Source organism: Novosphingobium sp. (assembly GCF_020852455.1).
GTDB lineage: Bacteria > Pseudomonadota > Alphaproteobacteria > Sphingomonadales > Sphingomonadaceae > Novosphingobium.
Window position 1 is genome coordinate 21,751 of record NZ_JADZAT010000001.1, and the last position, 23,566, is coordinate 45,316.

The 23,566-nt window shown below is 63.8% G+C and carries 22 protein-coding genes; 1 reads left to right on the forward strand and 21 read right to left on the reverse strand.

What is annotated here, in order from left to right; translation table 11 throughout:
* Positions 1–4: 4 nt before the first annotated feature.
* From tdh to IT549_RS00130, 13 genes are all read right to left on the reverse strand, one after another.
* Positions 5–1,051, reverse strand: a complete 1,047-nt coding sequence (gene tdh / locus IT549_RS00070; protein ID WP_292968981.1) for an L-threonine 3-dehydrogenase — start codon at positions 1,049–1,051, stop codon at positions 5–7.
* A gap of 2 nt (positions 1,052–1,053) precedes the next feature.
* A complete protein-coding gene (locus IT549_RS00075; protein ID WP_292968983.1) occupies positions 1,054–2,271 on the reverse strand; it encodes a glycine C-acetyltransferase in 1,218 nt (405 codons plus the stop codon).
* 124 nt (positions 2,272–2,395) lie between these two features.
* Positions 2,396–3,697 (reverse strand): FAD-dependent oxidoreductase, encoded by a 1,302-nt coding sequence (locus IT549_RS00080; RefSeq protein WP_292968984.1) that lies wholly within the window; start codon positions 3,695–3,697, stop codon positions 2,396–2,398.
* A gap of 4 nt (positions 3,698–3,701) precedes the next feature.
* Positions 3,702–5,276 (reverse strand): BCCT family transporter, encoded by a 1,575-nt coding sequence (locus IT549_RS00085; protein WP_292968985.1) that lies wholly within the window; start codon positions 5,274–5,276, stop codon positions 3,702–3,704.
* Positions 5,277–5,353: 77 nt separating this feature from the next.
* Positions 5,354–6,208: a tetrahydrofolate dehydrogenase/cyclohydrolase catalytic domain-containing protein gene (locus IT549_RS00090; RefSeq protein ID WP_292968987.1), complete on the reverse strand. Its 855-nt coding sequence runs from the start codon at positions 6,206–6,208 to the stop codon at positions 5,354–5,356.
* Between the two features lie 13 nt (positions 6,209–6,221).
* A complete protein-coding gene (locus IT549_RS00095; RefSeq protein WP_292968988.1) occupies positions 6,222–7,757 on the reverse strand; it encodes a trimethylamine methyltransferase family protein in 1,536 nt (511 codons plus the stop codon).
* 13 nt (positions 7,758–7,770) lie between these two features.
* The gene (locus IT549_RS00100) at positions 7,771–9,720 is read right to left on the reverse strand and encodes an ASKHA domain-containing protein (protein WP_292968989.1); all 1,950 of its coding nucleotides are present in this window, start codon (positions 9,718–9,720) and stop codon (positions 7,771–7,773) included.
* On the reverse strand, positions 9,717–10,130 hold the full coding sequence (locus IT549_RS00105) for a GFA family protein (protein WP_292968990.1): 414 nt from the start codon (positions 10,128–10,130) through the stop codon (positions 9,717–9,719). The genes IT549_RS00100 and IT549_RS00105 overlap by 4 nt, the downstream gene beginning before the upstream one ends.
* Positions 10,123–11,028, reverse strand: coding sequence for a dihydropteroate synthase (locus IT549_RS00110; protein ID WP_292968991.1), 906 nt, complete (start codon positions 11,026–11,028; stop codon positions 10,123–10,125). Before IT549_RS00110 ends, IT549_RS00105 begins: the two co-directional genes overlap by 8 nt.
* Before the next feature lie 10 nt (positions 11,029–11,038).
* On the reverse strand, positions 11,039–12,070 hold the full coding sequence (locus IT549_RS00115) for a methylenetetrahydrofolate reductase (protein ID WP_292968993.1): 1,032 nt from the start codon (positions 12,068–12,070) through the stop codon (positions 11,039–11,041).
* Positions 12,063–12,515 (reverse strand): methylenetetrahydrofolate reductase C-terminal domain-containing protein, encoded by a 453-nt coding sequence (locus tag IT549_RS00120; RefSeq protein WP_292968995.1) that lies wholly within the window; start codon positions 12,513–12,515, stop codon positions 12,063–12,065. Before IT549_RS00120 ends, IT549_RS00115 begins: the two co-directional genes overlap by 8 nt.
* Entirely contained in the window at positions 12,508–13,224 is a 717-nt protein-coding gene (locus IT549_RS00125) for a DUF1638 domain-containing protein (RefSeq protein ID WP_292968996.1), read from the reverse strand. The genes IT549_RS00120 and IT549_RS00125 overlap by 8 nt, the downstream gene beginning before the upstream one ends.
* Positions 13,224–13,910 carry a corrinoid protein gene (locus IT549_RS00130; RefSeq protein ID WP_292968998.1) on the reverse strand — a complete coding sequence of 229 codons (687 nt, stop codon included), beginning with the start codon at positions 13,908–13,910 and terminating at the stop codon, positions 13,224–13,226. Before IT549_RS00130 ends, IT549_RS00125 begins: the two co-directional genes overlap by 1 nt.
* A gap of 134 nt (positions 13,911–14,044) precedes the next feature.
* Between IT549_RS00130 and IT549_RS00135 the strand changes: the two genes are divergently transcribed.
* Positions 14,045–15,028, forward strand: coding sequence for a GlxA family transcriptional regulator (locus IT549_RS00135; RefSeq protein ID WP_292969000.1), 984 nt, complete (start codon positions 14,045–14,047; stop codon positions 15,026–15,028).
* Here the strand turns inward: IT549_RS00135 and IT549_RS00140 are convergent.
* From IT549_RS00140 to IT549_RS00175, 8 genes are read right to left on the reverse strand one after another with little or no spacing between them, the layout of a single operon-like run.
* Positions 15,025–15,231, reverse strand: a complete 207-nt coding sequence (locus IT549_RS00140) for a formate dehydrogenase subunit delta (RefSeq protein ID WP_292969002.1) — start codon at positions 15,229–15,231, stop codon at positions 15,025–15,027. The two genes, IT549_RS00135 and IT549_RS00140, sit on opposite strands and share 4 nt — an antisense overlap.
* A 4-nt stretch (positions 15,232–15,235) precedes the next feature.
* Positions 15,236–18,079 (reverse strand): formate dehydrogenase subunit alpha, encoded by a 2,844-nt coding sequence (gene fdhF / locus IT549_RS00145; protein ID WP_292969004.1) that lies wholly within the window; start codon positions 18,077–18,079, stop codon positions 15,236–15,238.
* Positions 18,069–18,599 carry a molybdenum cofactor guanylyltransferase gene (locus IT549_RS00150; protein ID WP_292969006.1) on the reverse strand — a complete coding sequence of 177 codons (531 nt, stop codon included), beginning with the start codon at positions 18,597–18,599 and terminating at the stop codon, positions 18,069–18,071. Before IT549_RS00150 ends, fdhF begins: the two co-directional genes overlap by 11 nt.
* Positions 18,596–20,110: an NADH-ubiquinone oxidoreductase-F iron-sulfur binding region domain-containing protein gene (locus tag IT549_RS00155; protein ID WP_292969007.1), complete on the reverse strand. Its 1,515-nt coding sequence runs from the start codon at positions 20,108–20,110 to the stop codon at positions 18,596–18,598. Before IT549_RS00155 ends, IT549_RS00150 begins: the two co-directional genes overlap by 4 nt.
* Complete coding sequence (locus IT549_RS00160) at positions 20,107–20,529, reverse strand: NAD(P)H-dependent oxidoreductase subunit E (RefSeq protein WP_292969008.1); 423 nt, start codon at positions 20,527–20,529, stop codon at positions 20,107–20,109. The genes IT549_RS00155 and IT549_RS00160 overlap by 4 nt, the downstream gene beginning before the upstream one ends.
* A 30-nt stretch (positions 20,530–20,559) precedes the next feature.
* Entirely contained in the window at positions 20,560–21,489 is a 930-nt protein-coding gene (locus IT549_RS00165; protein WP_292969009.1) for a LysR family transcriptional regulator, read from the reverse strand.
* Between the two features lie 58 nt (positions 21,490–21,547).
* Positions 21,548–22,927 (reverse strand): L-serine ammonia-lyase, encoded by a 1,380-nt coding sequence (locus tag IT549_RS00170; RefSeq protein ID WP_292969010.1) that lies wholly within the window; start codon positions 22,925–22,927, stop codon positions 21,548–21,550.
* Positions 22,924–23,421, reverse strand: coding sequence for a prolyl-tRNA synthetase associated domain-containing protein (locus IT549_RS00175; protein ID WP_292969012.1), 498 nt, complete (start codon positions 23,419–23,421; stop codon positions 22,924–22,926). The genes IT549_RS00170 and IT549_RS00175 overlap by 4 nt, the downstream gene beginning before the upstream one ends.
* Positions 23,422–23,566 lie beyond the last annotated feature (145 nt).

Sequence of the window (23,566 nt, forward strand, 5' to 3'; positions counted from 1 at the left end):
CCGGTCAGGCGGTGGTCCAGTCCAGGACCACCTTGCCCGATTTGCCGCTGCGCATCACTTCAAAGCCCTGTGCGAACTGCGTGTGGTCAAGCCGCTCGGTAATCAGCCCCGAAACGTCGAGGCCCGATCCGAGCATGGCGAGCATCTTGTACCAGGTCTCGAACATCTCGCGGCCATAGATCGTCTTGATGGTCAGCGCCTTGAAGACGATCTTGCTCCATTCGATCTTTGTTTCGCCCGGCGGGAAGCCCAGCATGGCCACCTTGCCGCCCATCACCATGTTGTCCACGATCTGGTCCAGCGCGGGCCCTGCGCCCGACATTTCCATGGCGACGTCGAACCCTTCGGTCATGCCCAGCTTGTGGCGCACCGAAATCAGGTCTTCCTGGGCGACGTTGACCGGCAGGCAATCAGCAATCTTGCCGGCCAGTTCAAGCCGGTAGGGATTGATATCGGTGATCACCACGTGGCGCGCGCCGACATGCCGGGCCACCGCAGCGGCCATGATCCCGATCGGGCCGGCGCCGGTGATCAGCACGTCTTCACCGATCAGGTCAAAAGCCAGCGCCGTGTGCACCGCATTGCCCAGCGGATCGAGCATCGCCGCCACGTCCATTTCGACGTGATCGGGCAGGGCGATCACGTTGAAGGCCGGAATGCACAGGTACTTGGCAAAAGCCCCGGGCCGGTTGACGCCGACGCCCTGGGTTTCGGGATCAAGGTGGAAGTGCCCGGCACGCACCGCGCGGCTCTTTTCGCCGATCAGGTGGCCTTCGCCCGAAACCCGCTGGCCGATGCTGAGCGGACGCCGGACGTTTGATCCGATCGCCGCAATTTCGCCGCCAAATTCGTGGCCCACGATCATCGGCACGGGAATGGTGCGCTGGGCCCAGTCATCCCAGTTGTAGATGTGGATATCGGTGCCGCAAATCGCGGTGCGGTGGACGCGGATCAGTACTTCATCGGGGCCGGGTTCGGGGATCGGCTGCTGCTGCAGCCAGATGCCGGGTTCGGCCTTGGCCTTGACCAGTGCGGGCATGGTCTGGGTCATGATCAGATCACCTTCAGTTCGCGGCCGACCTTGGTGAAGGCGGCAATTGCCTGGTCGATATGGGCGAATGTGTGCGCGGCGCTCATCTGGGTGCGAATCCTGGCTGCCCCGCGCGGAACCACCGGGAATGAGAACCCGGTCACATAGATCCCTTCATCAAGCAGCGCGGTGGCCATCTGCTGGGCCAGTCGGGCATCGCCCAGCATGACTGGGATGATCGGATGCTCACCGGGTTGCAGGGTAAAGCCCGCCGCCGCCATCCCCGCGCGGAACCGCGCGGCATTGGCGAACAGCTGCTCGCGGAACGGATTGCCGGCCTCCAGCATGTCGAAAACCTTCAGGCTGGCCCCGACCAGCCCCGGGGCGAGCGCGTTGGAGAACAGGTAGGGCCTTGCGCGCTGGCGCAGCAGATCGACCACTTCCTGCCGGGCGCAGATATAGCCGCCCATACCGCCACCCAGCGCCTTGCCCAGCGTGCCGGTGAGCAAGTCGATCCGGCCCATCACTCCGCAATGCTCGATCGTGCCGCGGCCGGTTTCGCCCATGAAGCCGGCGGCGTGGCAATCATCGACCATCACCAGCGCGCCATACTTGTCGGCCAGATCGCAGATTGCGCCCAGCTGGGCGATGTAGCCGTCCATCGAGAAGACCCCGTCGGTCACGATCACCGTGGTGCCGCTGCCTTCGCTGGCGGCCAGTTGCAGCTGCTGCTCCAACGCGGCCATGTCGTTGTTGTCGAACCGATAGCGCCGCGCCTTGCTGAGCCGCACGCCATCGATGATCGAAGCATGGTTGAGCGAATCCGAAACGATCGCATCGTCTGCGCCGAACAAAGGCTCGAACACCGCACCATTGGCATCGAAGCAAGCGGCAAATGTGATGCTGTCATCGAAGCCGAAAAAGCCAGCGATCCGCCGTTCAAGCTGGCGGTGGATGTCCTGCGTGCCGCAGATGAACCGCACCGAAGCCATGCCGAAACCATGGCTGGTGGAATAGTCATGCGCTGCCTGGATCAGGTCGGGGTGGTCAGCCAGGCCCAGGTAATTGTTGGCGCAGAAGTTGATCACACGCTTGCGCCCGGCGGGGGTATCGACTTCAACCTCTACCGCCTGCGGGGAGGTGAGGGGGCGCTCATGCTTGGTCAGCCCCTGGCTGTCGATTTCGCCCAGGGTTTCACGAACCCGTTCGTAGAATGCCGCGCGCATACCAAATGCCTCCATCAGGAGGCCCTGAATTGGCAGTCGTGGACGCCAGGTTCAAGACCATGCGGATTTCATATGAAACCATATCCGCAAGAATCTTTGTTAATCGCCTAATTAAATTTCTCGACGAACGGGTCGTTGGTCAGACCAGTGGCATGTCCCCGATGCCTTTGACGCCGCGCTGGACCAGCGCCGCGACCAGTGCGTCAGAATTGACCTGCTGTACCGTCAGCCCGGCCATGAGTGCCATCGTTGCGGCAATCCCAACCGCCTCGCCCATTGCCATGCACTGCGGCATGCCGCGGACCGAGGCAAAGGCAATCGGATCTGCGCAGATCAGGCGCCCCGCGAACAGCAGGTTGTCGATCGCGGCGGGGACGAGCGTACGGAAGGGAATGGTATAGTAACTGCCAGACGCCACTGCCGCAGCGTGAGTCATCTCGCCTTCGCCGCGCATCACATCGTCGATCGGATTGTCACAGGCGACGATGCCGTCGGGAAACTTGGTAGCAGCGGCGATTTCAGCCCCGGAGATGCGATGCAATGCCTCAAGCCGCCGGGTTTCCCGTACGCCGACGGTTGGCCCGAGTTCGACCATGCGGGCGTTCTCGAACCCAGGAACGCATTCGATCAGGAAACGCGACAGTTGGTGGCAGCGTCTTCGCCCTTCCTGGGTCGCCGCCGTGACTTGCTGAGGATCGGTGCCGTCAACGCCTCGGATGTGCACCGAATTGCAGAACACGCTGTCGGGATGGAAACCGCGCATCAGGTAAAGCTTGGCAAGATCGGGATGAAGCCGGCCCTCAGCCACGCCCACGGCGGCTTCGGCCTGAAAATAGGGGTCGTCCTTGGCAAAGACGCGCACCCACGGTGCATTGATCATGGTGAAGGACAGGGTGACCCCCATCATGTTGCCGTGCCCGTCGCCCAGGCTGTAGGGTACTCCGGCCTTTGCAGAGATATCGCCATCGCCGGAAGCATCGATCACCATTCCGGCCTCGATCACCAGCGGACCGCGGCGGTCATAAAATTCGATCGCCGCGATCCGCTTGCCGTCCATTACCGGCTGTCCGGCGAAGGTGCCAAGGTGGCAGACCACGCCAGCCTCTTCCAGCATCTGGAACATGGCGAAGACTGCGGCTTCGTGATCATAGAGCACTTCGCGCCCGAAGTTTTCCAGTGTGCTGGGGCGAACTTGGGCACAAGGCGGATTCATTCCGGCCAGGCGATCAGTCAATTCCGCAAAAATTCCGCCGATACTGGTGCCCAGGGGATAGCCACCGCCCCACGGCATGCCCGGGCAGAAAGACATTACCCCACCGATCTTGCTCCCGGCTTCAACCAGCCGCACGCTTGCACCCTGGCGCGCGGCGGAACAGGCCGCAGCGAAACCGGCGGTTCCGCCGCCGATCACTACGACATTGCAAGTCTCGCGGCGGGACATGCAATCAGTCCTGGCGTTGGCGGCGGTGGATTGCCAACAACCCCCGCAGGGTTCCCGCGCACATCAACACCAGTACCAGCCCCAACGGCAGACCAGTGGCGATCGATCCGGCCTGGAGCGAATTGAGCCCGCCGCTGAGCAACAACACAACACCGATCCCGCCAACCGCGAACAGCCAGAAGGTCTTCTGCGCAAGCGGGGTTTCGGTCTGACCGCCGGACGTCATCGTGTCGATCACCAGCGTGCCCGAATCCCAGCCGGTCACGAAGAACACCAGGATCAGGCAGATCGCGACGAACGAAGTGATCGGAGCGATCGGCAGTGTTTCCAGCAGGACAAACAGCTGGGTTTCAAGGCTGACCTGGCTGAAGCCCTCAACCTTGCCCGAGACGATCGCTGAAATGCTGGCATCGCCGAAAATCGTCAGCCAGATAATTCCCAGCAGGCTGGGGGCGATCATGGCCCCGGCGATGAATTCGCGCACGGTGCGGCCCAGCGAGATGCGGGCCATGAACATCCCTACGAACGGCGCCCAGCTGATCCACCAGGCCCAGTAATAAACTGACCAGTCACGGTAGAAGCCGCTGTCCTCGCGGCCGACCGGGTTGGCCAGCGCGGGCAGGTTGGCAAGGTAGGTCCACACGTTGCGGACCAGATCACCCAGCAGTTCAACCGCCGGACCCATTGCGAGCACGAACAGCATCAGTGCGAAGGCCATCAGCATGTTGAGTTCGCTGAGGATCCGAATTCCGCGGTCGATCCCGCCGCGAACCGATAGGAAGGTCACCGCCGCCATGACCATGATCAGGCAAAGGATCGAGAAGGGCGTGCTGGTGATGTGGTAGAGAAAGGATATCCCGGCCATGGCCTGCTGTGCGCCCAGGCCGAGCGAGGTGGCGAGGCCGAAGATCGTCGCAAAGACCGCCAGTACCTCGATCCCGTCGCCCAGCCGTCCCCAGACAGCTTTGCCGAACAGCGGGTAAAAGGCCGACCGCATCGACAGCGGCATGCCAAAATCATAGGCAAACAGCGCCAGCGCCAGGCCGGTGACCGCGAACATCGCCCAGGGATGCAGCGCCCAGTCGAAAATCGTCGCGGCCATGGCCAGATCGCGCGCGCCCGCGTGGTTGCCGATAGCACCACCCAGCGGCGCTGCCGGTCCACCCGCCATCGAAGTGGTGAAATGCGAAACCGGCTCTGACACGCCATAGAAGATCAGGCCGATCCCCATCCCGGCGCCGAACAGCATCGAAAACCACGACATCCGCGAATAGTCGGGCGTCGCGCCCTTGCCGCCCAGACGGATCCGGCCGAGCGGAGACAGCGCGATCACGACGCAAAACAGCAGCAGCAGGTTGCCGGCCGACATGAAGAACCAGTCGAAGCTGGTGGTTGCATTGACGCGGACGTCATTGAACAGTTTGGCCGACTGCTCGGGGGCGATCAGCGAATAGACGATCACCGCCAACGAGATCACTGCGGTGGGAAAGAACACCAGCGGATCGACCTGCAGGCCCATGATCGTCCGGGTCGATTTGCCATAGTTGCCCGTATCGATATTGTCTGCCCAGTCGGCCATGCGCTTCTCCCCTTCGAGGGGAGGCTAGACCGCCGCTTCCGAGGTGGCGAGTCCATTGCCGGGATTAATGACAGATATCAGGCCATTCGCGCCTTGGCGGCAATCAGGGTATTTTCCATCAGGCAAGCGATCGTCATCGGCCCGACCCCGCCCGGGACCGGGGTGATTGCCCCAGCCACCTTCACCGCTTCATCAAAATCGACATCGCCCTTGGTCAGCACGGTACCGTCCGGCTGCTCAACCCGGCTGGTGCCGACATCGATCACCACCGCGCGCGGTTTGATCCAGCTGCCCTTGACCAGCCCGGGCTTGCCCACAGCGCTGACCAGGATGTCGGCGCCGCGGCAGATGAACTGGGTGTCGCGGGTGTGGATGTGGGTCTGGGTGACGGTCGCGTTCTCTTCCAGCAGCAAGGCAGCCATCGGCTTGCCGACGATGTTCGACGCGCCGATCACCACCGCATGGCAACCTGTGAGATCGGGAATGACCGACCTGATGATCTTCAGGCAGCCCATCGGCGTGCAGGGGATCAGCGCCCGGCTGCCCTGGGTCAGCTTGCCGGCGTTGAGCGCATGCAGCCCGTCAACGTCCTTGGCAGGATCGACTGTGGCCATCACCCGCAGCGTGTTCAGCTGCGGGGGCAGCGGCAGCTGGACCAGGATCCCGTCGATATCCTCGCGGCTGTTGAGCCAGTTGATCCGGCCCAGAACGTCGGCCTCGCTGGTATCGGCGGGCAGGCGGATGGTTTCCGACTTGAAGCCCACGCGCTCGGCCGTGCGGACCTTGTTGCGCACATAGAGATGGCTGGCCGGGTCATCGCCGACGATGATCACCGCCAGACCCGGCTTGCGCGCCATCGTCGCGACTTCGGCGGCGACGGCATCGGTCACCTCGCGCGCCAGGCGGCGCCCGTCGATTACTTCGGCTTGCATCGATCTGTCCGGTTCAGCTGATGTTCGAATCCGGGAAGCTCGCCTTGGCCGTTTCCATGAACGAGACCAGCTTGGCGTCGATATCGGGATCGAGTTCAGGACCGGTGTAGCTCGCCAGCATTTCCTTGTAGAGCTTCTCAGCGCGCTGTTCGGCGTCCTGCTTGCCGTCTTCCACCCACTGTTCGTAGCTGTTGTTGTCGGCAACGGTCGAGCGATAGAACGCAGTCTTGAAGTTCGCCTGGGTGTGGCTGCAACCCAGGAAGTGCTGGCCCGGGCCGACTTCGCGCATCGCGTCGAGCGCCTGACCGTTCTCGCTCATGTCCACGCCTTTGGCGTAGATCGCCATCATCGCCGCCTGATCGCAGTCCATCACGAATTTTTCATAGCCCATCGCCAGCCCGCCTTCGAGCCAGCCGGCGGTGTGGAGCATGAAGTTGACGCCGGCGAGCAGCCCCTGCTGCAGCGTGTTGGCGCTTTCGTAGGCGGCCTGGGCATCGGGCACCTTCGAGGCGTTGAACCCGCCCGCGCTGCGGAACGGCACGCCAAGTCGGCGGGCCAGCGCTGCACCGACGTTGATGATCAGCGATGCTTCGGGAGTGCCGAAGGTCGGGGCGCCCGACTGCATCGACATTGAGGAGACGAAGTTGCCGTAGATCACCGGGGCGCCCGGGCGGCACAGCTGGGCCAGCGCCATGCCGCACATGCCCTCGGCCAGGCTCTGCGCGGCCACCGCGGCGACCGTCACCGGGCTCATCGCCCCGGCCACGATGAACGGGCTGACCATGGTCGCCTGGTTGTGCCGGGCATAGACCTTGAGTGCCCCCAGCATGGTTTCGTCGAAGGTCATCGGCGAATTGGCGTTGATCAGGTTGATCATCACGCAGTTCTCTTCGACGAAGTCTTCGCCAAAGACGATCTTGGCCATGCTGACCGAATCCTCGGCGCGCTGGGGGTGGGTGACCGAACCCATGAAGGCCTTGTCGCTGTATTTGATGTGCGAATAGACCATGTCGTAGTGGCGCTTGTTGACCGGCAGGTCGACCGGCTCGCAAATCGTCCCGCCCGAATGGTGCAGGCTGTCGGCCATGTAGGCCAGCTTCACGAAATTGCGGAAGTCCTCGATCGTGGCGTACCGGCGCCCGCCTTCGCGGCTGTAGACGAAGGGGCTGCCATAGGCCGGGACCAGCACCGTGTTGTTGCCGCCGATCACCACGTTGTTGGCGCTGTTGCGCGCGTGCTGGGTGAAAATCGAGGGAGCGTTGTTCTGGATGATCTCGCGGCACATCCCGCGCGGGAAACGCACGCGCACGCCATCGGCCGTCGCCCCGGCCGCCACGAACAGCGCGATCGCTTCGGGATCGTCCTTGATGTCGATCCCGATCTCTTCAAGGATCGTATCGGCATTATGTTCCAGGATCGCCAGGTCGGCATCGCCCAGCACCGAATAAGGCGGGATGTTGCGCTTGATATAGGCCTCGCGCGGAGCTGCCTCGGCAGCATTTGCTGCGGCACGGCCACGGCGGCCTCCGGTGCGTCCATCTCTCGACATTGCAGTATCCTTGTTATCTGGCGCGATTGCGGCTGCGACGACCACGACCGGTCGCGGCATCGCCTTCCTGTTTGGGAGCGGTCGGGAATTTCATAGCAGCGACGAAGTAGTCCTGAAACTTGGGCTCGGTAGCAGTCTCAACTTTAATGATATGCTTTACCGCCTCGATGATCCGGGCCTTCTCGGCCTGGTTGTAGAGCGTCATCGCGGCACCCATGCCCGCAGCATTGCCGACCGAGCGGATCTGCGCCGCACTGGCCATCGGGATGATGCCGATATCGGCGACATACTGGCTGTCGAGGTGGGTGCCGAACGCGCCCGCCAGCAGCACTTCGTCAAAGCCCGGGCATTCGAGGAAATCGACCAGCAGGTTGACGCCTGCCGCCAGCGCGGCCTTGGCCAGCTGCACCGCGCGCACGTCGGTCTGTTTGACGTAAAGCGGGTTTTCCGGCCGGTCGAGCAGCACATATTTCCAGCTCTGGCCGTCCTGCATGAAGCGGTGCGGGGCCGCCTCGGGACGGAACAGGCCGCCTTCGTTGATCAGTCCGGCGCTGGCCAGTTCGACCATCACTTCGAAAATCCCCGATCCGCAAATCCCGACCACGCGCTTGTCGGCGATGTCGTCCTGGGCATCGGACAGCCATTCTTCGCCGCCGATTACCCGGAAGCTGGGCTGGAAGGTCTCGCGATCGATCCGCACCCGCTCGATCGCGCCGGGTGTGGCGCGCACCCCGGCGCTGATTTCGGCGCCTTCGAAGGCCGGGCCGGTTGGCGAGGAGCAGGCCGCAACCCTGCCGCCATGGCTCAGCACGATTTCGGCATTGGTGCCGATATCAACCAGCAGGACCGAGCGCCCGGTCATCACGTCAAGCTGGCTCAAGTAGGCGCCGGTGGTGTCCGCACCAACATGCCCGCCGACCAGCGGCAGCATCGAAATCCGCGCGGTCTCCGAAATGCCCAGATTGAAGCGAGGCGCCGGGGCTTCGAACCAATCCTTCACCGCCAGCGTAAACGGCGCCTGGCCCAGCTCGACCGGGTTCAGCCCCAGGAACAGGTGGTGCATGATCGGGTTGCCCACCAGCACCACTTCCAGGATCTGGTTAGGGCCCAGATCCAGCTTGGCGCGGGCGTCCTCAAGCATCTTGGCGATCTGGCCGCGAATTTCGGCGGTGAGCTTTTCCTCGCCGCCCTTGTTCATCATCACATAGGACACGCGGCTCATCAGATCCTCGCCAAAGCGGATCTGCGGGTTCATTGCCGATGCCTGGTGGACCAGCGCGCCGTTGGTGAGATCGTAGAGGTAGAGCGCCACGCTGGTCGAGCCAATATCGATCGCCGCGCCATAGGCATCGAACGGGGCAGGGGGCCAGACGTCGATGATCCACTTGTCATCGCGAACAACCGCGATCAGCTCACGCTCATGCTGGGCCAGGATCGGCTGGAGCTTGGCCAGCGGGCGCAATTCGATCTGGGTATCGACCCCGAATTCACGCAAGGCCGCGATCAGGGCTTCGGTATCGCTGGGATTGTCGTCCAGCTGCGGGACCGGCAGCTTGACCATGAACAGCTTGATCGCCGGGTTCAGCTCTGTTTCGAACCCGGTCGAATCCTTGGAAATGCTGGAAACCTGGTGGCGCGCATCGTCCGGAACATTGACGACGACATCGCCCAGCACCTGCGCCCGGCAGGCCAGGCGGCGACCCGGCTTGAGATCGCCGCGCTTGACCGCCTTTTCCTCGCTGTCGGTCCAGCCCGACAGGCTGCCGTCCTCAACCTTGATGCCGAACTTGGAATAGTCACCCGGTTCGAATTCGATCTGGCAGCGCCGGCAAAGGCCCTTGCCGCCGCAGATCGAGAGGATGTCCACGCCCGAGGCGAGCGCGACGTTATAGACGCTCTGGCCCGGTTCTGCCGTGGCGCGGATCCCCGATGGGGTGAAGATGACCTTGTGCTTGCCGCTCATTGGCCTTGCATTCCTCCTTCGGGGTAGCCGGCATACTGCGGCAACCCGTCAGCGATTTCGTAGTAGTCGCCCTTTTCGGCAACGAAGATGTGCCCGCAGGTTTCGATCCCTCGGGTATGGTCAAGCGAACCGGCCAGCACGCTCATATTGGGGCTGTGCTCGGTCGACCAGAACAGCGGGCTGGAGCAGCTGGCGCAAAACCCGTGTGAGCTTTGCTCTGAAACTGCGGTCCAGCGCAATTCTCCCGCGATCTGATAGTTCTCGCGGCCAGTGCGGCAAGCTGCGATGTAATGCCCGGTCAGGCTACGGCACTGGCGGCAGTGGCAGAACCAGATGTCGCGCAGCGCTGTGGCGCGGTATGTGACCGCGCCGCAGAAGCATCCGCCGGTATGGACCCGATCGTCAGCCACGCCGACGCCGACCCTCGCGTCCGCCGCGCCCGCCGCGACCTTCGCCTTCGGGGCTGGGTTCGCGGAACATGCGGATCCAGTTGGCGCAGTTGGGATCGACCCCGTTCAGCGTGTCGGCGGCCTTGATCGCCGGGACCAGACCTTCGTGACAGGGGTTGAGGATCGCGCTGGTCATGCCCGAACAGGCCGCCATCGGCAGGAAGCTGTTGTTGATCGCGTGGCGATTGGGCAGACCGAAACCGATGTTCGATGCGCCGCAGGTGGTGTTGACGCCCAGCTCTTCACGCAAACGGCGCACAAGGCGGAACACGTCGTTTCCGGCCTTGTTGATTGCGCCGATCGGCATGACCAGCGGATCGACCACGACGTCTTCCTTCTTGATCCCGTGATCGGCTGCGCGCTCGACGATGCGCTTGGCGATCTCGAAGCGCACATCGATATCTTCCGAAATCCCGGTGTCGTCATTCGAAATCGCGACCACTGCGGCGTCGTACTTCTTAACCAGCGGCAGGACGCGTTCCATCACTTCATCTTCGGCTGTGGTCGAGTTGACCAGCGCGCGGCCCTTATAGACTGCAAGGCCCGCTTCAAGCGCTTCGATGATCGAGCTGTCGATGCACAGCGGCACATCGGTGACCGACTGGACCAGCTGGACCACTTCGGCCAGGATTTTGGGTTCATCCGCCAGCGGGATGCCGGCGTTGACGTCAAGCATCTGGGCGCCTGCTTCGACCTGGGCCAAGGCATCGGCAACCACGCGATCGTAATTACCTTCCTTCATTTCCGCAGCCAGCAGCTTCCGCCCGGTCGGGTTGATGCGTTCGCCGATCATCACGAAGGGCTGGTCGAAGCCGATGATGACTTCCTTGGTGGCGGAACTGAGTACGGTTCTGGACATCGGCTATTCCTCAGGCTGAAGCGGGTTGCTTGATATGGGTAAGGTGGGTGGGGGCCCAGGGCTTGCGCCCTTGCAGCACGCCGGACTGGGTGACGATTTCGCCGATCCATTCCTCCTGCTTGTAGGCCATGACGTGAATGCCGCTGATCCCCTCGATCTCGGCCAATTGCTGCATCAGCTCAACCGCGATCCGGCGGCCTTCGGCCTTGGGCTTTTCGGCCTGCTCGAGCCGCTTGATGATCGCATCGGGGATATGGACCCCGGGGATCGCGCTCTTGAGCCATTTGGCGGTCTTGGCCGAGGCGAGCACGCCGACCCCCATCAGCACATAGCACTGCTCGGTCAGCCCCAGATCGCGTGAGCGAGCCATGAATTCGCGCGCCATGTCCACATCGAAGCAATACTGCGACTGGACGAATTGCGCGCCGGCCGCGACCTTCTTGGCGAACTGATCGACCCGGTTTGCATAGGGCGGGGCGAAGGGATTGATCGAGGCGCCCAGGAACAACCGAGGCGGCAGATCGAGCTGGCGGCCCGACAGGAACCGACTTTCGTCGCGCAGGGTCCGGACGGTCTGCAAAAGCGAGACGCTGTCGAAATCGAACACTGGCTTGGCTTCGGGGTGGTCGCCCACCGAGACGTCGTCGCCAGAAAGGCACAGCACCGAACAGACGCCCAGCGCGGCTGCGCCCAGCAGATCGCCCTGGATGGCGATCCGGTTGCGGTCGCGGCAGCTGACCTGGATGATCGGCGAATAGCCCTCGCGGGTCAGCAGCGCGCAGACCCCCAGGCTCGACATGTGGCAGTTTGCGCCCGATCCGTCAGTGGCGTTGATCGCATCGACATAACCGTCGAACAGCGAGGCGCGGCGCAGCACTTCTTCTGGATCGGCGGAGTCAGGCGGTGCGATCTCAGTCGAAACGGCAAAGTGCCCGGCCCGCAGCACGCGTTCGAACCGGCCATGGCTGACATGGTCCGGCAGCCGCGGCAGCGGATCGCCGGGGTTGAGCCCTTCGGCGTCGATCACCGCGCGCTCAGTCATGGCCCAGTTCCTCACGCGCCATTTTTAGCCACGAAGAGGTTCCCTTGCCGCGATTGTCGACCGCGAAGTTCACCGACTTGATCGCATCGCCGCCCTTCATGCGCGATGCCCCGTCCCAGGCCGCGACCCAGACGCAGCGCATTTCGGGCTTCACCTCGCAGTGACCGTTCTCGCGCACGCCGCCGCAGGGGCCGTTGCGGATCGTCTTGGGGCAATTCATCGGGCAGGACATGCCGGTCTTCGACAGTGCGCAGTCTCCGCACATCTTGCAGTCGAAGAAGAAACCCTTGGCCACCGCTTCGACCTTGGTGATCGGCTTGTCGAGCCTGGTCCCGAACAGCTTCACGGTCCCGCGCAGCAGCTTCACCAACAGCGGGTTGAAGGTGCCATAGATCCATTCCAGCTGGCGCGAATGGCGCACCGACCACAGGCGAACCCTATACATTGACAGTTCCTGCAATTGCTTGGGTGAGATCGCCGTAGCCGACCTTGTGATAGACGTAGCGGAGGCCCAACCGCTCGGCGGCTTCTTGCGCCTTCGCCTGCAGATCCGGACTGTCGGTCTGGGCAAGGTAGACCAGGTCGCGGTAATTGCCGAAATAGGTTTCGAGCATTTCAGGCCGCTGGTCGAGCCCGCAGCCCTCCCACACCAGACGGTCGAAATGCCGGACCAGGAAATCGGTTACGAAGTAGCTGCCAATCTCGGCTTCGGAGATTTCATTGAAACGCGGTGTCGTGGCGAAGAATTCATAGCAGTGCGCGTGGGGAAGCCGCTTGGCATCGTGACGCTCGAGCACCTTGTCGAGCGCACCGCCGGTGCCGCAATCGCCATAGCCCAGGATCACCCGTGAATACTTGTGGCGGTGTTCGCTGAGGTAGGCATCGACCCGCGGCGCGATCTGACCCGGACGGTTGTGCAATTCGGCCGGCAGACATTGCAGCACCATGGCATCATCGGCGATGCCAAGCTGCTCGCGCAGGGCAATGATTTCGTTGGCAATGGCCCCGCAGGCCAGCACCAGCACTGGCCCATCGGGGTTGGCGCTGGTGGTGACGAGCGATTCCGGTGCGGGTGAGGCCGCTTCCTGTGGCCGCGCCCGGCGGCCCAGCCTGGCCTGGCGGCCACCGGTCCGTCGGGCAGCGGTGTCGGACATTACCGGTTCTTGCCAACCAGGGCCTTGGCCAGCTCAGCACTGACGGCAGCGTCACGGCCATAGCTGGTTGCGCCGATCGCGTCGGCGAATTCCTGGTTGAGCGGCGCACCGCCGACCATAACCGGCAGGTTCTTGAGGATCCCGCGCTTGTCGAGTTCCTCGATCACCACGCCCATGTAGGGCATCGTGGTGGTGAGCAGCGCCGACATGCCCAGGATCGCCGGGTTGTGCTTGTCGATCGCGGCCAGGTAGTTATCGACCGGGTTGTTGATTCCCAGGTCGATCACTTCGAACCCGGCGCCTTCCAGCATCATGCCGACCAGGTTCTTGCCGATGTCGTGAATGTCGCCCTTGACCGTACCGATCACGTAAGTGCCCAGGCTGGCCTTCGAATCGCTGTTGGCCAGGATCGGGCGGAGCAGTTCCATCCCGCTTTTCATGGCGCCGGCGCACTGCAGCACTTCGGGCACGAACAGGATGCCGTCGCGGAAATCGATCCCGACGATCCGCATGCCTTCGACCAGCGCTTCGGACAGCACGTCGTTGGCATCCCAGCCGCGTTCGAGCAGGATCGTGGTTCCTTCGTGGACCTCGTCGGCCAGGCCGTCGTAAAGGTCGTCCTTCATCTGCTCGACCAGGTCGGCATCGTTAAGGTCACGCAGGATGATATCTTCGCCGTCGGACATGGGCACCCCTCATTATTTCAGGCCCTTGCCAGGGCCAGGCTAGCGGTGCGGAGCATGCGGCATGCGGCTTGAGTTGTGTTTTTCAAAAACGACATTTTCTTGCATTTTTGCGACATGACAATTAGGCATCTGACGTGCCTGAGCAGACATATCGTTCCCGATCCCAATGGCCGCGCAGTTTCGGCTTCGTACTGGTCCCGGATTTCTCGATGATGCCGTTTACCGCGGCTATCGAACCGCTGCGTGCGGCCAACCGGATGGCAGGCACTGCGCTCTACCAGTGGACCACGCTGAGCAAGGATGGCGGCCCGGTTCGCGCGAGTAACGGGACGCTGGTCCAGGTCGATGGCATGCTGCGCCTGATCGGGCTGCCCGATGCGGTGGTAGTCTGCGCCGGGATCAACGCTTACGATCATCGCGACGCGGAACTGGCCGCGCAGCTGCGCCGCGTCTCGCGCCAGAGCGCGATGATCGGATCGGTCTGTTCGGGCAGCATTATCCTGGCCGATGCCGGGCTGCTTGATGGGCGCCGCTGCACCGGGCACTGGGAAGACCTTGAATCACTTGCCGAAAACTATCCGTCGCTGGAAGTCACGCAAAGCCTTTACGAGATCGATGGCCAGCGTTTCACCTGTTCGGGCGGCACCGCGCCGCTCGATCTGATGATCCATTTCATCGCGCAGGATTTCGGGCGTGAGCTGGCCGCACGGGTGGCGGACCAGATGCTCCATCAGTCTTCGCGCAAGCCAGGAGAGCCGCAGCGGCTCGATCTGTCTGAACGGACAGGTGTGCGCAATCCGCGCCTGCTCGAAGCGATCGCGCTGATGGAGGCCAACCTTGAGGCGCCGCTGGCGCTGGAACAAGTGGCCGAACGGGCCGGGCTTTCGCTGCGCCAGCTAGAGCGTTTGTTCGCCCTTGAGGCGGCGATGTCACCGGGTCGCTATTATCGCACCCTGCGGCTCAAGCGCGCAAGGCAGTTGGTTCAGCAGACCGGCATGTCGATGATGGAAGTGGCGGTGGCGACCGGCTTTGGCTCAGCCGCGCACTTCACCAGCGAATATGGCAAGGCCTTCGGCTTGCCGCCCAGCCGCGAGCGCGAGAGCGCCCGACAAGGCTAGGCGAGTTCGGCCAGCTTCTCCACCGCGACCCTGGCGATCGGATCGAGCCCTGCGCGGTTCCCGCCCAGCATCGCCGTCTTCATCCGCGGGTCCCAGAAATCGCGCAGATGCTGGAATGTCAGCTCGATCGCCTCCTCTTCGCCCTGCGGGGCAAGGTTGCGGGCGATCTGGTTGGCCATATAGGTCAGACGGTCGATTTCCATGGCCTTACTCCGCCGGAACGCGCGCCACTCGGCGGCTCTTTTCGGACCAGCTGGCATAGGTTTCCTGCCATTCGCTGGGGCCGTTCGAAGGCAGAACCTGCACTGCGGTCACCTTGTATTCTGGGCAGTTGGTGGCCCAGTCCGAATAGTCGGTAGTGACCACATTGGCCTGCGTCGCGGGGTGGTGGAAGGTGGTATAGACCACGCCCGGGGCAACCCGGTCGGTCACCGTTGCGCGCAGCGTGGTTTCGCCGGTGCGGCTCGCCAGGCGGATCCAGTCGCCGTCCTTGATTCCCCGGTTTTCGGCGTCGAGCGGATGGATTTCGAGCAGGTCTTCGGGATGCCAGGCGGTGTTGTCGGTCCGCCGGGTCTGCGCACCGACATTGTACTGGCTGAGCACACGGCCAGTGGTCAGCAGCAGCGGATAGCGCGGCCCGGTCCTTTCGTCGGTCGGGATATAGTCAGTGACGATGAACTTGCCCTTGCCGCGCACGAACCCGCTCACGTGCATGATCGGGCTACCATCAGGATTGGCATCGTTGACCGGCCATTGCAGCGAGCCTTCGGCCTCCAGACGGGCATGCGAAACGCCGGTAAAGGTCGGGGTCAGCCGCGCGATTTCGTCCATGATCTCGCTGGGATGGCTGTAGTTCCAGCCCAGGCCCATCGCCTTGGCCAGTTCCTGCGTCACTTCCCAGTCGGCATAGCCGTTGGCGGGCTCCATCACCTTGCGCACCAGCTGGATCCTGCGTTCGGCATTGGTGAAGGTGCCGTCCTTCTCGAGGAAGGTCGAACCCGGCAGGAAGACATGCGCGTAGTTGGCGGTTTCGTTGAGGAACAGGTCATGGACGATGACCAGTTCCATTGCCTTGAGCCCCGCCGCGACGTGATGGGTGTTGGGATCGCTCTGCAGGATGTCCTCACCCTGCACGTAGAGCGCGCGGAAAGACCCATCGAGCGCGGCGTCAAGCATGTTGGGAATGCGCAGGCCGGGTTCGGGATCGAGCCGGGTGCCCCAATCGGCTTCGAACTGGGCGCGGACGTCGGCGTTGGAGATATGGCGATAGCCCGGCAGTTCATGCGGGAAGCTGCCCATGTCGCAGCTACCTTGCACGTTGTTCTGCCCGCGCAGCGGGTTCACGCCCACGCCGCGGCGGCCGATGTTGCCGGTGACCATCGCCAGGTTGGCGATGCTCATCACGGTCGAGCTACCCTGGCTGTGTTCGGTTACCCCCAGGCCATAGTAGATCGCGCCATTGCCGCCGGTGGCGAACAGCCGTGCGGCCGCGCGCAGTTCGCTGGCGGGGACGCGGGTGACGGGCTCGAGCATTTCGGGGCTGTGGCGTTCCTCGGCAACGAAGCGTGCCCAGTCCTGATATTCGTCCCAGTCACAGCGTTCCTTGATGAACGCCTCGGCGGCAAGGCCTTCGGTAACGATCACGTGCGCGAGCGCGGTCATGACCGCGACATTGGTGCCCGGCTGCAGCGCCAGGTGATGCGCGGCCTTGATATGCGGGCTCTTCACCAGATCGATCCGGCGAGGATCGATTACGATCAGCTTGGCGCCCTGGCGCAGCCGGCGCTTGAGCCGACTGGCGAAGACCGGATGGCCATCGGTGGGATTGGCCCCGATTACCAGGACTACGTCGGCTTCCATCACGCTGTCGAAGTCCTGCGTGCCGGCGCTGGTGCCGAAGGTCTTCGACAGGCCATAGCCGGTCGGCGAGTGGCAGACGCGCGCGCAGGTATCGACGTTGTTCGAACCGAAGCCCGAGCGGACCAGCTTCTGCACCAGGAAGGTTTCTTCGTTGGTGCAGCGGCTTGAGGTGATCCCGCCAAGCGCGCGCGGGCCATGCTGGGCTTTGATCGCGTTGAGCTTGTCAGCAGTGTACTTCAGCGCCTCTTCCCAGCTGACTTCGTGCCAGGGGAGGTCCACGCTTTCGCGGATCATCGGGTTCAGGATCCGGTCCTGGTGGTTGGCATAGCCCCAGGCAAAGCGGCCCTTCACGCAGCTGTGGCCGCGGTTGGCCTTGCCGTCTTTCCACGGCACCATCCGGACCAGCTGCTCGCCCTTCATTTCGGCGCGGAAAGTGCAGCCGACACCGCAATAGGCACAGGTGGTGATCACCGCACGTTCGGGCTTGCCCAGTTCCTTGACGCTCTTTTCCATCAGTGCCGAAGTCGGGCAGGCCTGGACGCAGGCGCCGCAGCTGACGCAGTCGGACGAGAGGAAGGTGTCTTCCAGCTGGCCCGCGCCGATCTTCGAGCCGAAGCCGCGTCCGTTGACCGCCAGCGCCAAAGTGCCTTGAACTTCGTCACAGGCGCGCACGCAGCGCGAGCAGACGATGCATTTGTCCGCTTCGAAGGCGAAATAGGGGTTCGACGTATCGTCGGCCTGGCCCATGTGGTTCTTGCCGTCATAACCATAGCGCACATCGCGCAGGCCCACTTCGGCAGCGGTATCCTGCAGCTCGCAGTCGTTGTTGGCGCTGCAGGTCAGGCAGTCGAGCGGGTGATCGGAAATGTAGAGTTCCATCACCGACTTGCGGATCCGGGCGAGCCGGTCGGTCTGGGTGTGGACCACCATGCCCGGCGCGACCAGAGTGGTGCAGCTGGCCGGGGTGCCGCGCATCCCTTCGACCTCAACCAGGCACATCCGGCATGATCCGAAGGCCTTGACGCTGTCAGTTGCGCACAGGCTGGGGATCGAGCCGCCACACTGGCCGGCCGCGCGCATCACGCTGGTGCCGGCGGGCACGGTGACCTCGCGCCCGTCGATGGTCAGGGTTACCTGTTGATCCGAAAGGACCTCGGGCGTGCCAAAATCGGCCTGCCGTTCATAGCCCATGACGCTTCTCCGCTTCCGCCAGATCGGCTGGCGTGTTGATGTTGATAGAGGCCCGGGGCTGGCTGACGGCGCGCGCGCCGATGGCTTCGGCCAGCGCGCGCATCGAATGGCGACCTTCGCCGCGCAGGATTGCTTCGACCGGTGCAACCGCGCTGACCGGCCAGAGCCCCACCACCGGCTGGTCGGTCAGATAGGCAGGGGCGGGGGCCAGCAGGGCGGGCAGGTTTTCGGGCAGATCGAACGAGTCGACACCGCAGGTCAGCACTTCGTCATAGCCCTCATCGCGCGCATCGCGCAGTGCGGCGGCGATCCCGCCCAACGGGCCCATTCCGGGGCGGGGCCAATCGGGCAGGGTCGGGGCAGGGGCCTCTTCGCGCCCGATCACCACGACCTTTTCGCACCAGCCCGAAAGCAGGTCCACCGCGCGGGCGATCAGTGATTCGCCGCCCAGCACGGCCAGCGCCTTGTCGCTGCCGAACCGGCTCGATTGCCCGCCTGCGAGGACCGCGCCGAGGATCAACCGAAGTCCTCCGGCCAGTGCTTCAGCGCCGATCGCACCGGATAGGGGGTGAACCCGCCCAGCGCGCAAAGTGAGCCGAATTGCATGGCTTCCATCAGGTCATTGAGCAGTGCCAGCTCTTCCTCGCGAGTGCGGCCGGTTTTGCGGGCGTTGTGCATCTGGGGCAGTCCTTCGACCGCGTCGGCCATGACTTTGCCGCCGGTGCGGATCCGGTCGATCAGTTCGACACCGCGGGTCGAGCCGATCCGGCACGGAGTGCATTTCCCGCAGCTTTCCGCCGCGCAGAACTGGAAGGCGAAGCGGGCCATCGCGCCCATGTCGGCGCTGTCGTCGAACACCGTGATGCCGCCATGGCCGATCAGCGCGTCGGCACCGGCATAGGCCTCGTAATCGAAAGGCAAATGGAACTCCGAGGGGTGCAAATAGGCACCAAGCGGTCCCCCAACCTGCACCGCCTTGACCGGCCGGCCGCTGGCCGTGCCGCCACCGATGCGATTGACCAATTCGTCGAGCGAAATCCCGAACGCAGTCTCGTACAGTCCGCCGTGTTTGATGTTCCCGGCCAGCTGGATCGGCATGGTGCCCTTCGAGCGATCGATCCCGAGCCGGACGTAAAGCCCTGATCCACCCTCGGCCATGATGTGCGGCACGGCGGCAAGGGTCAGCACGTTGTTGACCACGGTCGGCTTGCCGAACAACCCTTCGAGCGCGGGCAGCGGCGGCTTGGCTCGCACTTCGCCGCGCTTGCCCTCGATCGAGTTGAGCAGCGAGGTTTCCTCACCGCAGACATAGGCCCCGGCACCAACGCGGACTTCAAGCTGGAACGGCGCAATATGCTGCGCCGCCAGTTCGATCGCCTTGTCCAGCTTGGCAATGGCGTGCGGATATTCGCTGCGGACGTAGATGTAGCCCTGTCCGGCGCCGACAGCGTGGGCGGCAATCGCCATGCCCTCGATCAGCTGGAACGGATCGCCTTCCATCAGCATCCGGTCGGCAAAGGTGCCGCTATCGCCTTCATCGGCGTTGCAGACCACGTACTTCTCGTCGCCTGCGGCTTCCATCACGGTGCGCCACTTGATCCCGGCGGGAAAGCCCGCGCCGCCGCGGCCGCGCAGGCCGCTTTCGATCACTTCGGCGACCACGTCGGCGCGGTCCATCGCCCGGGCGCGGGTGAGGGCCGACCAGCCGCCGGTCGCCTGATAGTCCTCAAGGCTCAGCGGACGGGTCTTGCCCGCGCGGGCAAAGGTCAGGCGCTGCTGGCCCTTGATGAAGGGATGATCGGCAATCGCGCCAATGCCCTTGTCGCTGGTGCCGGCCAGGATCGCGGGCACATCGGCGGGCGTGGCGGGGCCGAAGCCCATGCCGTCCACCTCAACCAGTGGCTCAAGCCAGTGCATGCCCCAGCTTGAGGTACGCTCAACCGTCGCACCGGCCTGTTCGAAGGCGGCGGCAAGCTCATCGGCACCCAGCGCAATGGCCAGTGCGTCGTCGGAAATGCGAACCGTGCTCATGCCGTTGTCACCAGTTTGACCAGTTCAGCCTCATCAAGCCCGGCGTAGAGCTTGCCGTGCACCCGCGCGCTGGGCCCCATCGAGCACAGCCCGAGGCAATAGACTTCCTTGAGGTTCACGCGTTCCCCTGCTGCCGCTTCGGCTGCCGCGACCAGTGCTTCGACGCCGCGCGCCTTGCAGGCTTCGGCGCGGCACAGTTCCACCACCGGGCGCGGATCGGGTGCTTCGGTGAAATCGTGATAGAAACTGACCACCCCGTGCACTTCGGCGCGGCTGAGGTTCAGGGCTTCGGCAATCGCCTTTTCAGCCTTGGCGTCGATGCAGCCATAGGCCTGCTGGACCGCGTGCAGCATCGGCAGCAAGGCGCCCTTGCGGCCGCTGTGCTCGGCGATGATCGCGTCGAGTTCGCTCGTTTGCATGCCGCCCAGTGCTGTGGCGGGCGGCTGCGGTCAAATCGAATGATTTGAAGGGTGATAGAAGTTTTCTATCACATCGTGATCGCCAAGCTGCTGCGCCACGGTCAATCCGGCCCGCGCCATCGAGCCGAGCGGGTCACGATTGACCACCACCAGGCCCATCCGCCGCACCGGGGCCTGGGGCTCGATCGGCACGAAGCGGCACCATTCGACCCCTTCAAGCAAACCGGCATAGGCATCGGGCACGATCGAGACGAAATGCCCCGACCGAACCAGCGAAAACAACGAGATATAGTTGTCGGCAATCGATTTCGGACTGAGCGAAAGCCCGTGCCGCACAAATTGCGCGTCCAGTATCCGGCGATACTGCATGCCCTGGTGCAGCAGGCACAGCGGCAGCGCCGCAGCCTCTTCCCAGCTTATTCCTGAGCGATCATCGAACCCGGTGCCGTGCCGCGCGATCAGGCGGTATTGCTCATCATGCAAGGGCGCGATCAGCATGTTGGTGGGCGGTTCGTGGTCAAGATAGGTCAGCCCGGCATCGACCTCGTTGGCGTGCAGGGCATGCTCGATCTCGCGCGAAGTGCCGGCAGTGACCGCCAGGGTAAGCCCTGGATAGGCCTTGAGAAGCGCATCGCCGAACGGGCCGACCAGCGGCTGCGCCGAAGGGATCACGAACAGCCGGAATTCGCCGCTGAGCGCCTGTGCGCTGGTCTGCGCGGCCTGCGCGATCCCGCGCACCGCGCCCAGCGCCTGCTCGGCCCAGGGCAGGATCGCCAGGCCTTGCTCGGTCAGGCCAATGAACCGCCGGTCGCGTTCGACCAGCCGCTTGCCCAGTTCCTGCTCCAGCGCGGCCAGCCCGGCTGACAGCGTCGGCTGCGAAACGCCGCATTCGCTTGCGGCGGCCGCAAAGTGGCGCGTGCGGGCCAGGGCGACGAAATAGCGCAGGTGCTGGAGTTGCATCGGATCGCTCCTTTAAGAGAAATCCTCTATCAAAATTGCTAACGCGCGCGAAGCGCAATCAGCATTCGACGACGTTGACCGCCAGCCCGCCGAGCGAGGTTTCCTTGTACTTGTCGCGCATGTCGAGCCCGGTCTGGCGCATCGTTTCGATCACCTTGTCAAGGCTGACCATGTGCGTGCCATCGCCCAGCATGGCCAGCCGTGCGGCATCGATTGCCTTGACCGCGCCCATCGCATTGCGCTCAATGCAGGGGATCTGGACCAGCCCGCCGACCGGATCGCAGGTTAGCCCCAGATTGTGCTCCATGCCGATTTCGGCGGCATTCTCGATCTGGGCGTTGGTCGCGCCCATTGCCGCTGCAAGGCCCGCCGCTGCCATCGAACAGGCGACGCCGACTTCACCCTGACAGCCGACTTCGGCGCCAGAGATCGAGGCGTTCTTCTTGTAAAGCGCGCCGATCGCCGCTGCGGTCAGCAGGAAGGTGCGGCGGGTTTCGGCGGTGCCGCGATAGCAGCGATCGTGGAACCGCATCACCGCCGGGATGATCCCTGCCGCACCATTGGTTGGCGCGGTGACGACCCGGCCGCAGGCGGCATTTTCTTCGTTCACGGCCATCGCCCACAGGTTGATCCAGTCCAGGATCGCCAGCGGATCGCCCAGATTGGCGCCGTGATTGGCGGCGAGCTCGGCGGCCAGGGTGGGCGCGCGGCGGCGAACATTAAGCCCGCCCGGCAGCACGCCATGTTCGCGGCAGCCGCGATCGATCGAATCCGCCATCGCCTTGGCAATCGCGTCGATCCCTTCAAGCACTTCGGCTTCGCTGCGGCGTGCGCATTCGTTGGCCATCACCAGTTCGGCAAAGGTTTTGCCGCTGTCCCCGCCCATCCGCAGCAATTCCTCGCCCGAACGGAAATCATAGGGCAGGGCAATGTCTTCCGGACTGCCGCCGCTGTTGCTGCCGGCCTCATCCTCATCGACCACGAAGCCGCCGCCGATCGAATAGTACATCCGCCGGGCCAGGATTTCGCCCTCTGCGTCGAGCGCGGTGATCGCCATCGCGTTGGAATGGAACGGCTGCCGCTCACGTTGGCGGAAGACCAGATCCTGCTCCGGATCGAATGCGACCGGATGTGTGCCGGCCAGAGTAACCGACTTGCTTTCGGCCACGCGGGCCAGGATCGCGGACACTTCCTCGACATCGACTGTTGCGGGCAATTCTCCGCACAGGCCCAGGATCGTTGCAGTATCAGTGGCGTGGCCCCGGCCGGTCAGCGCCAGCGAGCCATAGAGATCGACCCGCACCCGCGCGGTACGATCGAGCAGACCGCAGGCCGCCAGCCATTCGCCAAATCGCCGCCCCGCCACCATCGGACCAACCGTGTGCGAGCTTGACGGGCCAACCCCGATCTTGAACAGTTCGAACAGGCTGATGCTCATGCGCGGGCCGGCAGCAGGACGACCTGCGGTTCATGGCCGTGCGCGGCAAGGAAACGCACCAGATCTGCGCCCGAAAGCCCCAGCGTTGCGGTGTTGCGCAGCGGGTGGACGTTGACCGTGCCGGCTTCGGCTAGACGCTGGTCGATCACCACTTTCACCGCGCCGGCCTTGTCGTTGAACGCCGCCAGCGGGGTAACCGATCCGGGCGAGACGCCCAGCAGTTCCTCCATCGCTTCGCCCTTGCCGAAGCTGACCTTGCGGCAGCCGATCGCATCGGGCAGGGCCTTGAGGTCAATCGAGGCATCGTGCGGCGCGCTGACCACCCAGAACTGGCCGCCCGCATCCTTGAGGAACAGGTTCTTGGTGTGCGCGCCGGAGATCTCCTCATGCAGGCGTGCGCTGGCTTCCACTGTGAACACGGCTTCGTGTTCGTGGATGGTCCAGGCAATTCCCTGAGAATCGAGGGCGCTCAGCAGTTCGTGTTCGGCAGACATGACGGGTTTGGCTCGTAATCGGATGGTTGACCGGGCGCAACCTTCGCTGGGCCGCAGCGGCTAGGGGCTCGCGCGGTAAGGGTCCATCCTGCAGCGCAGCACATTAGGAGCTTTGATCGAGACCTGCAGTTGTTCTGATCCGGGC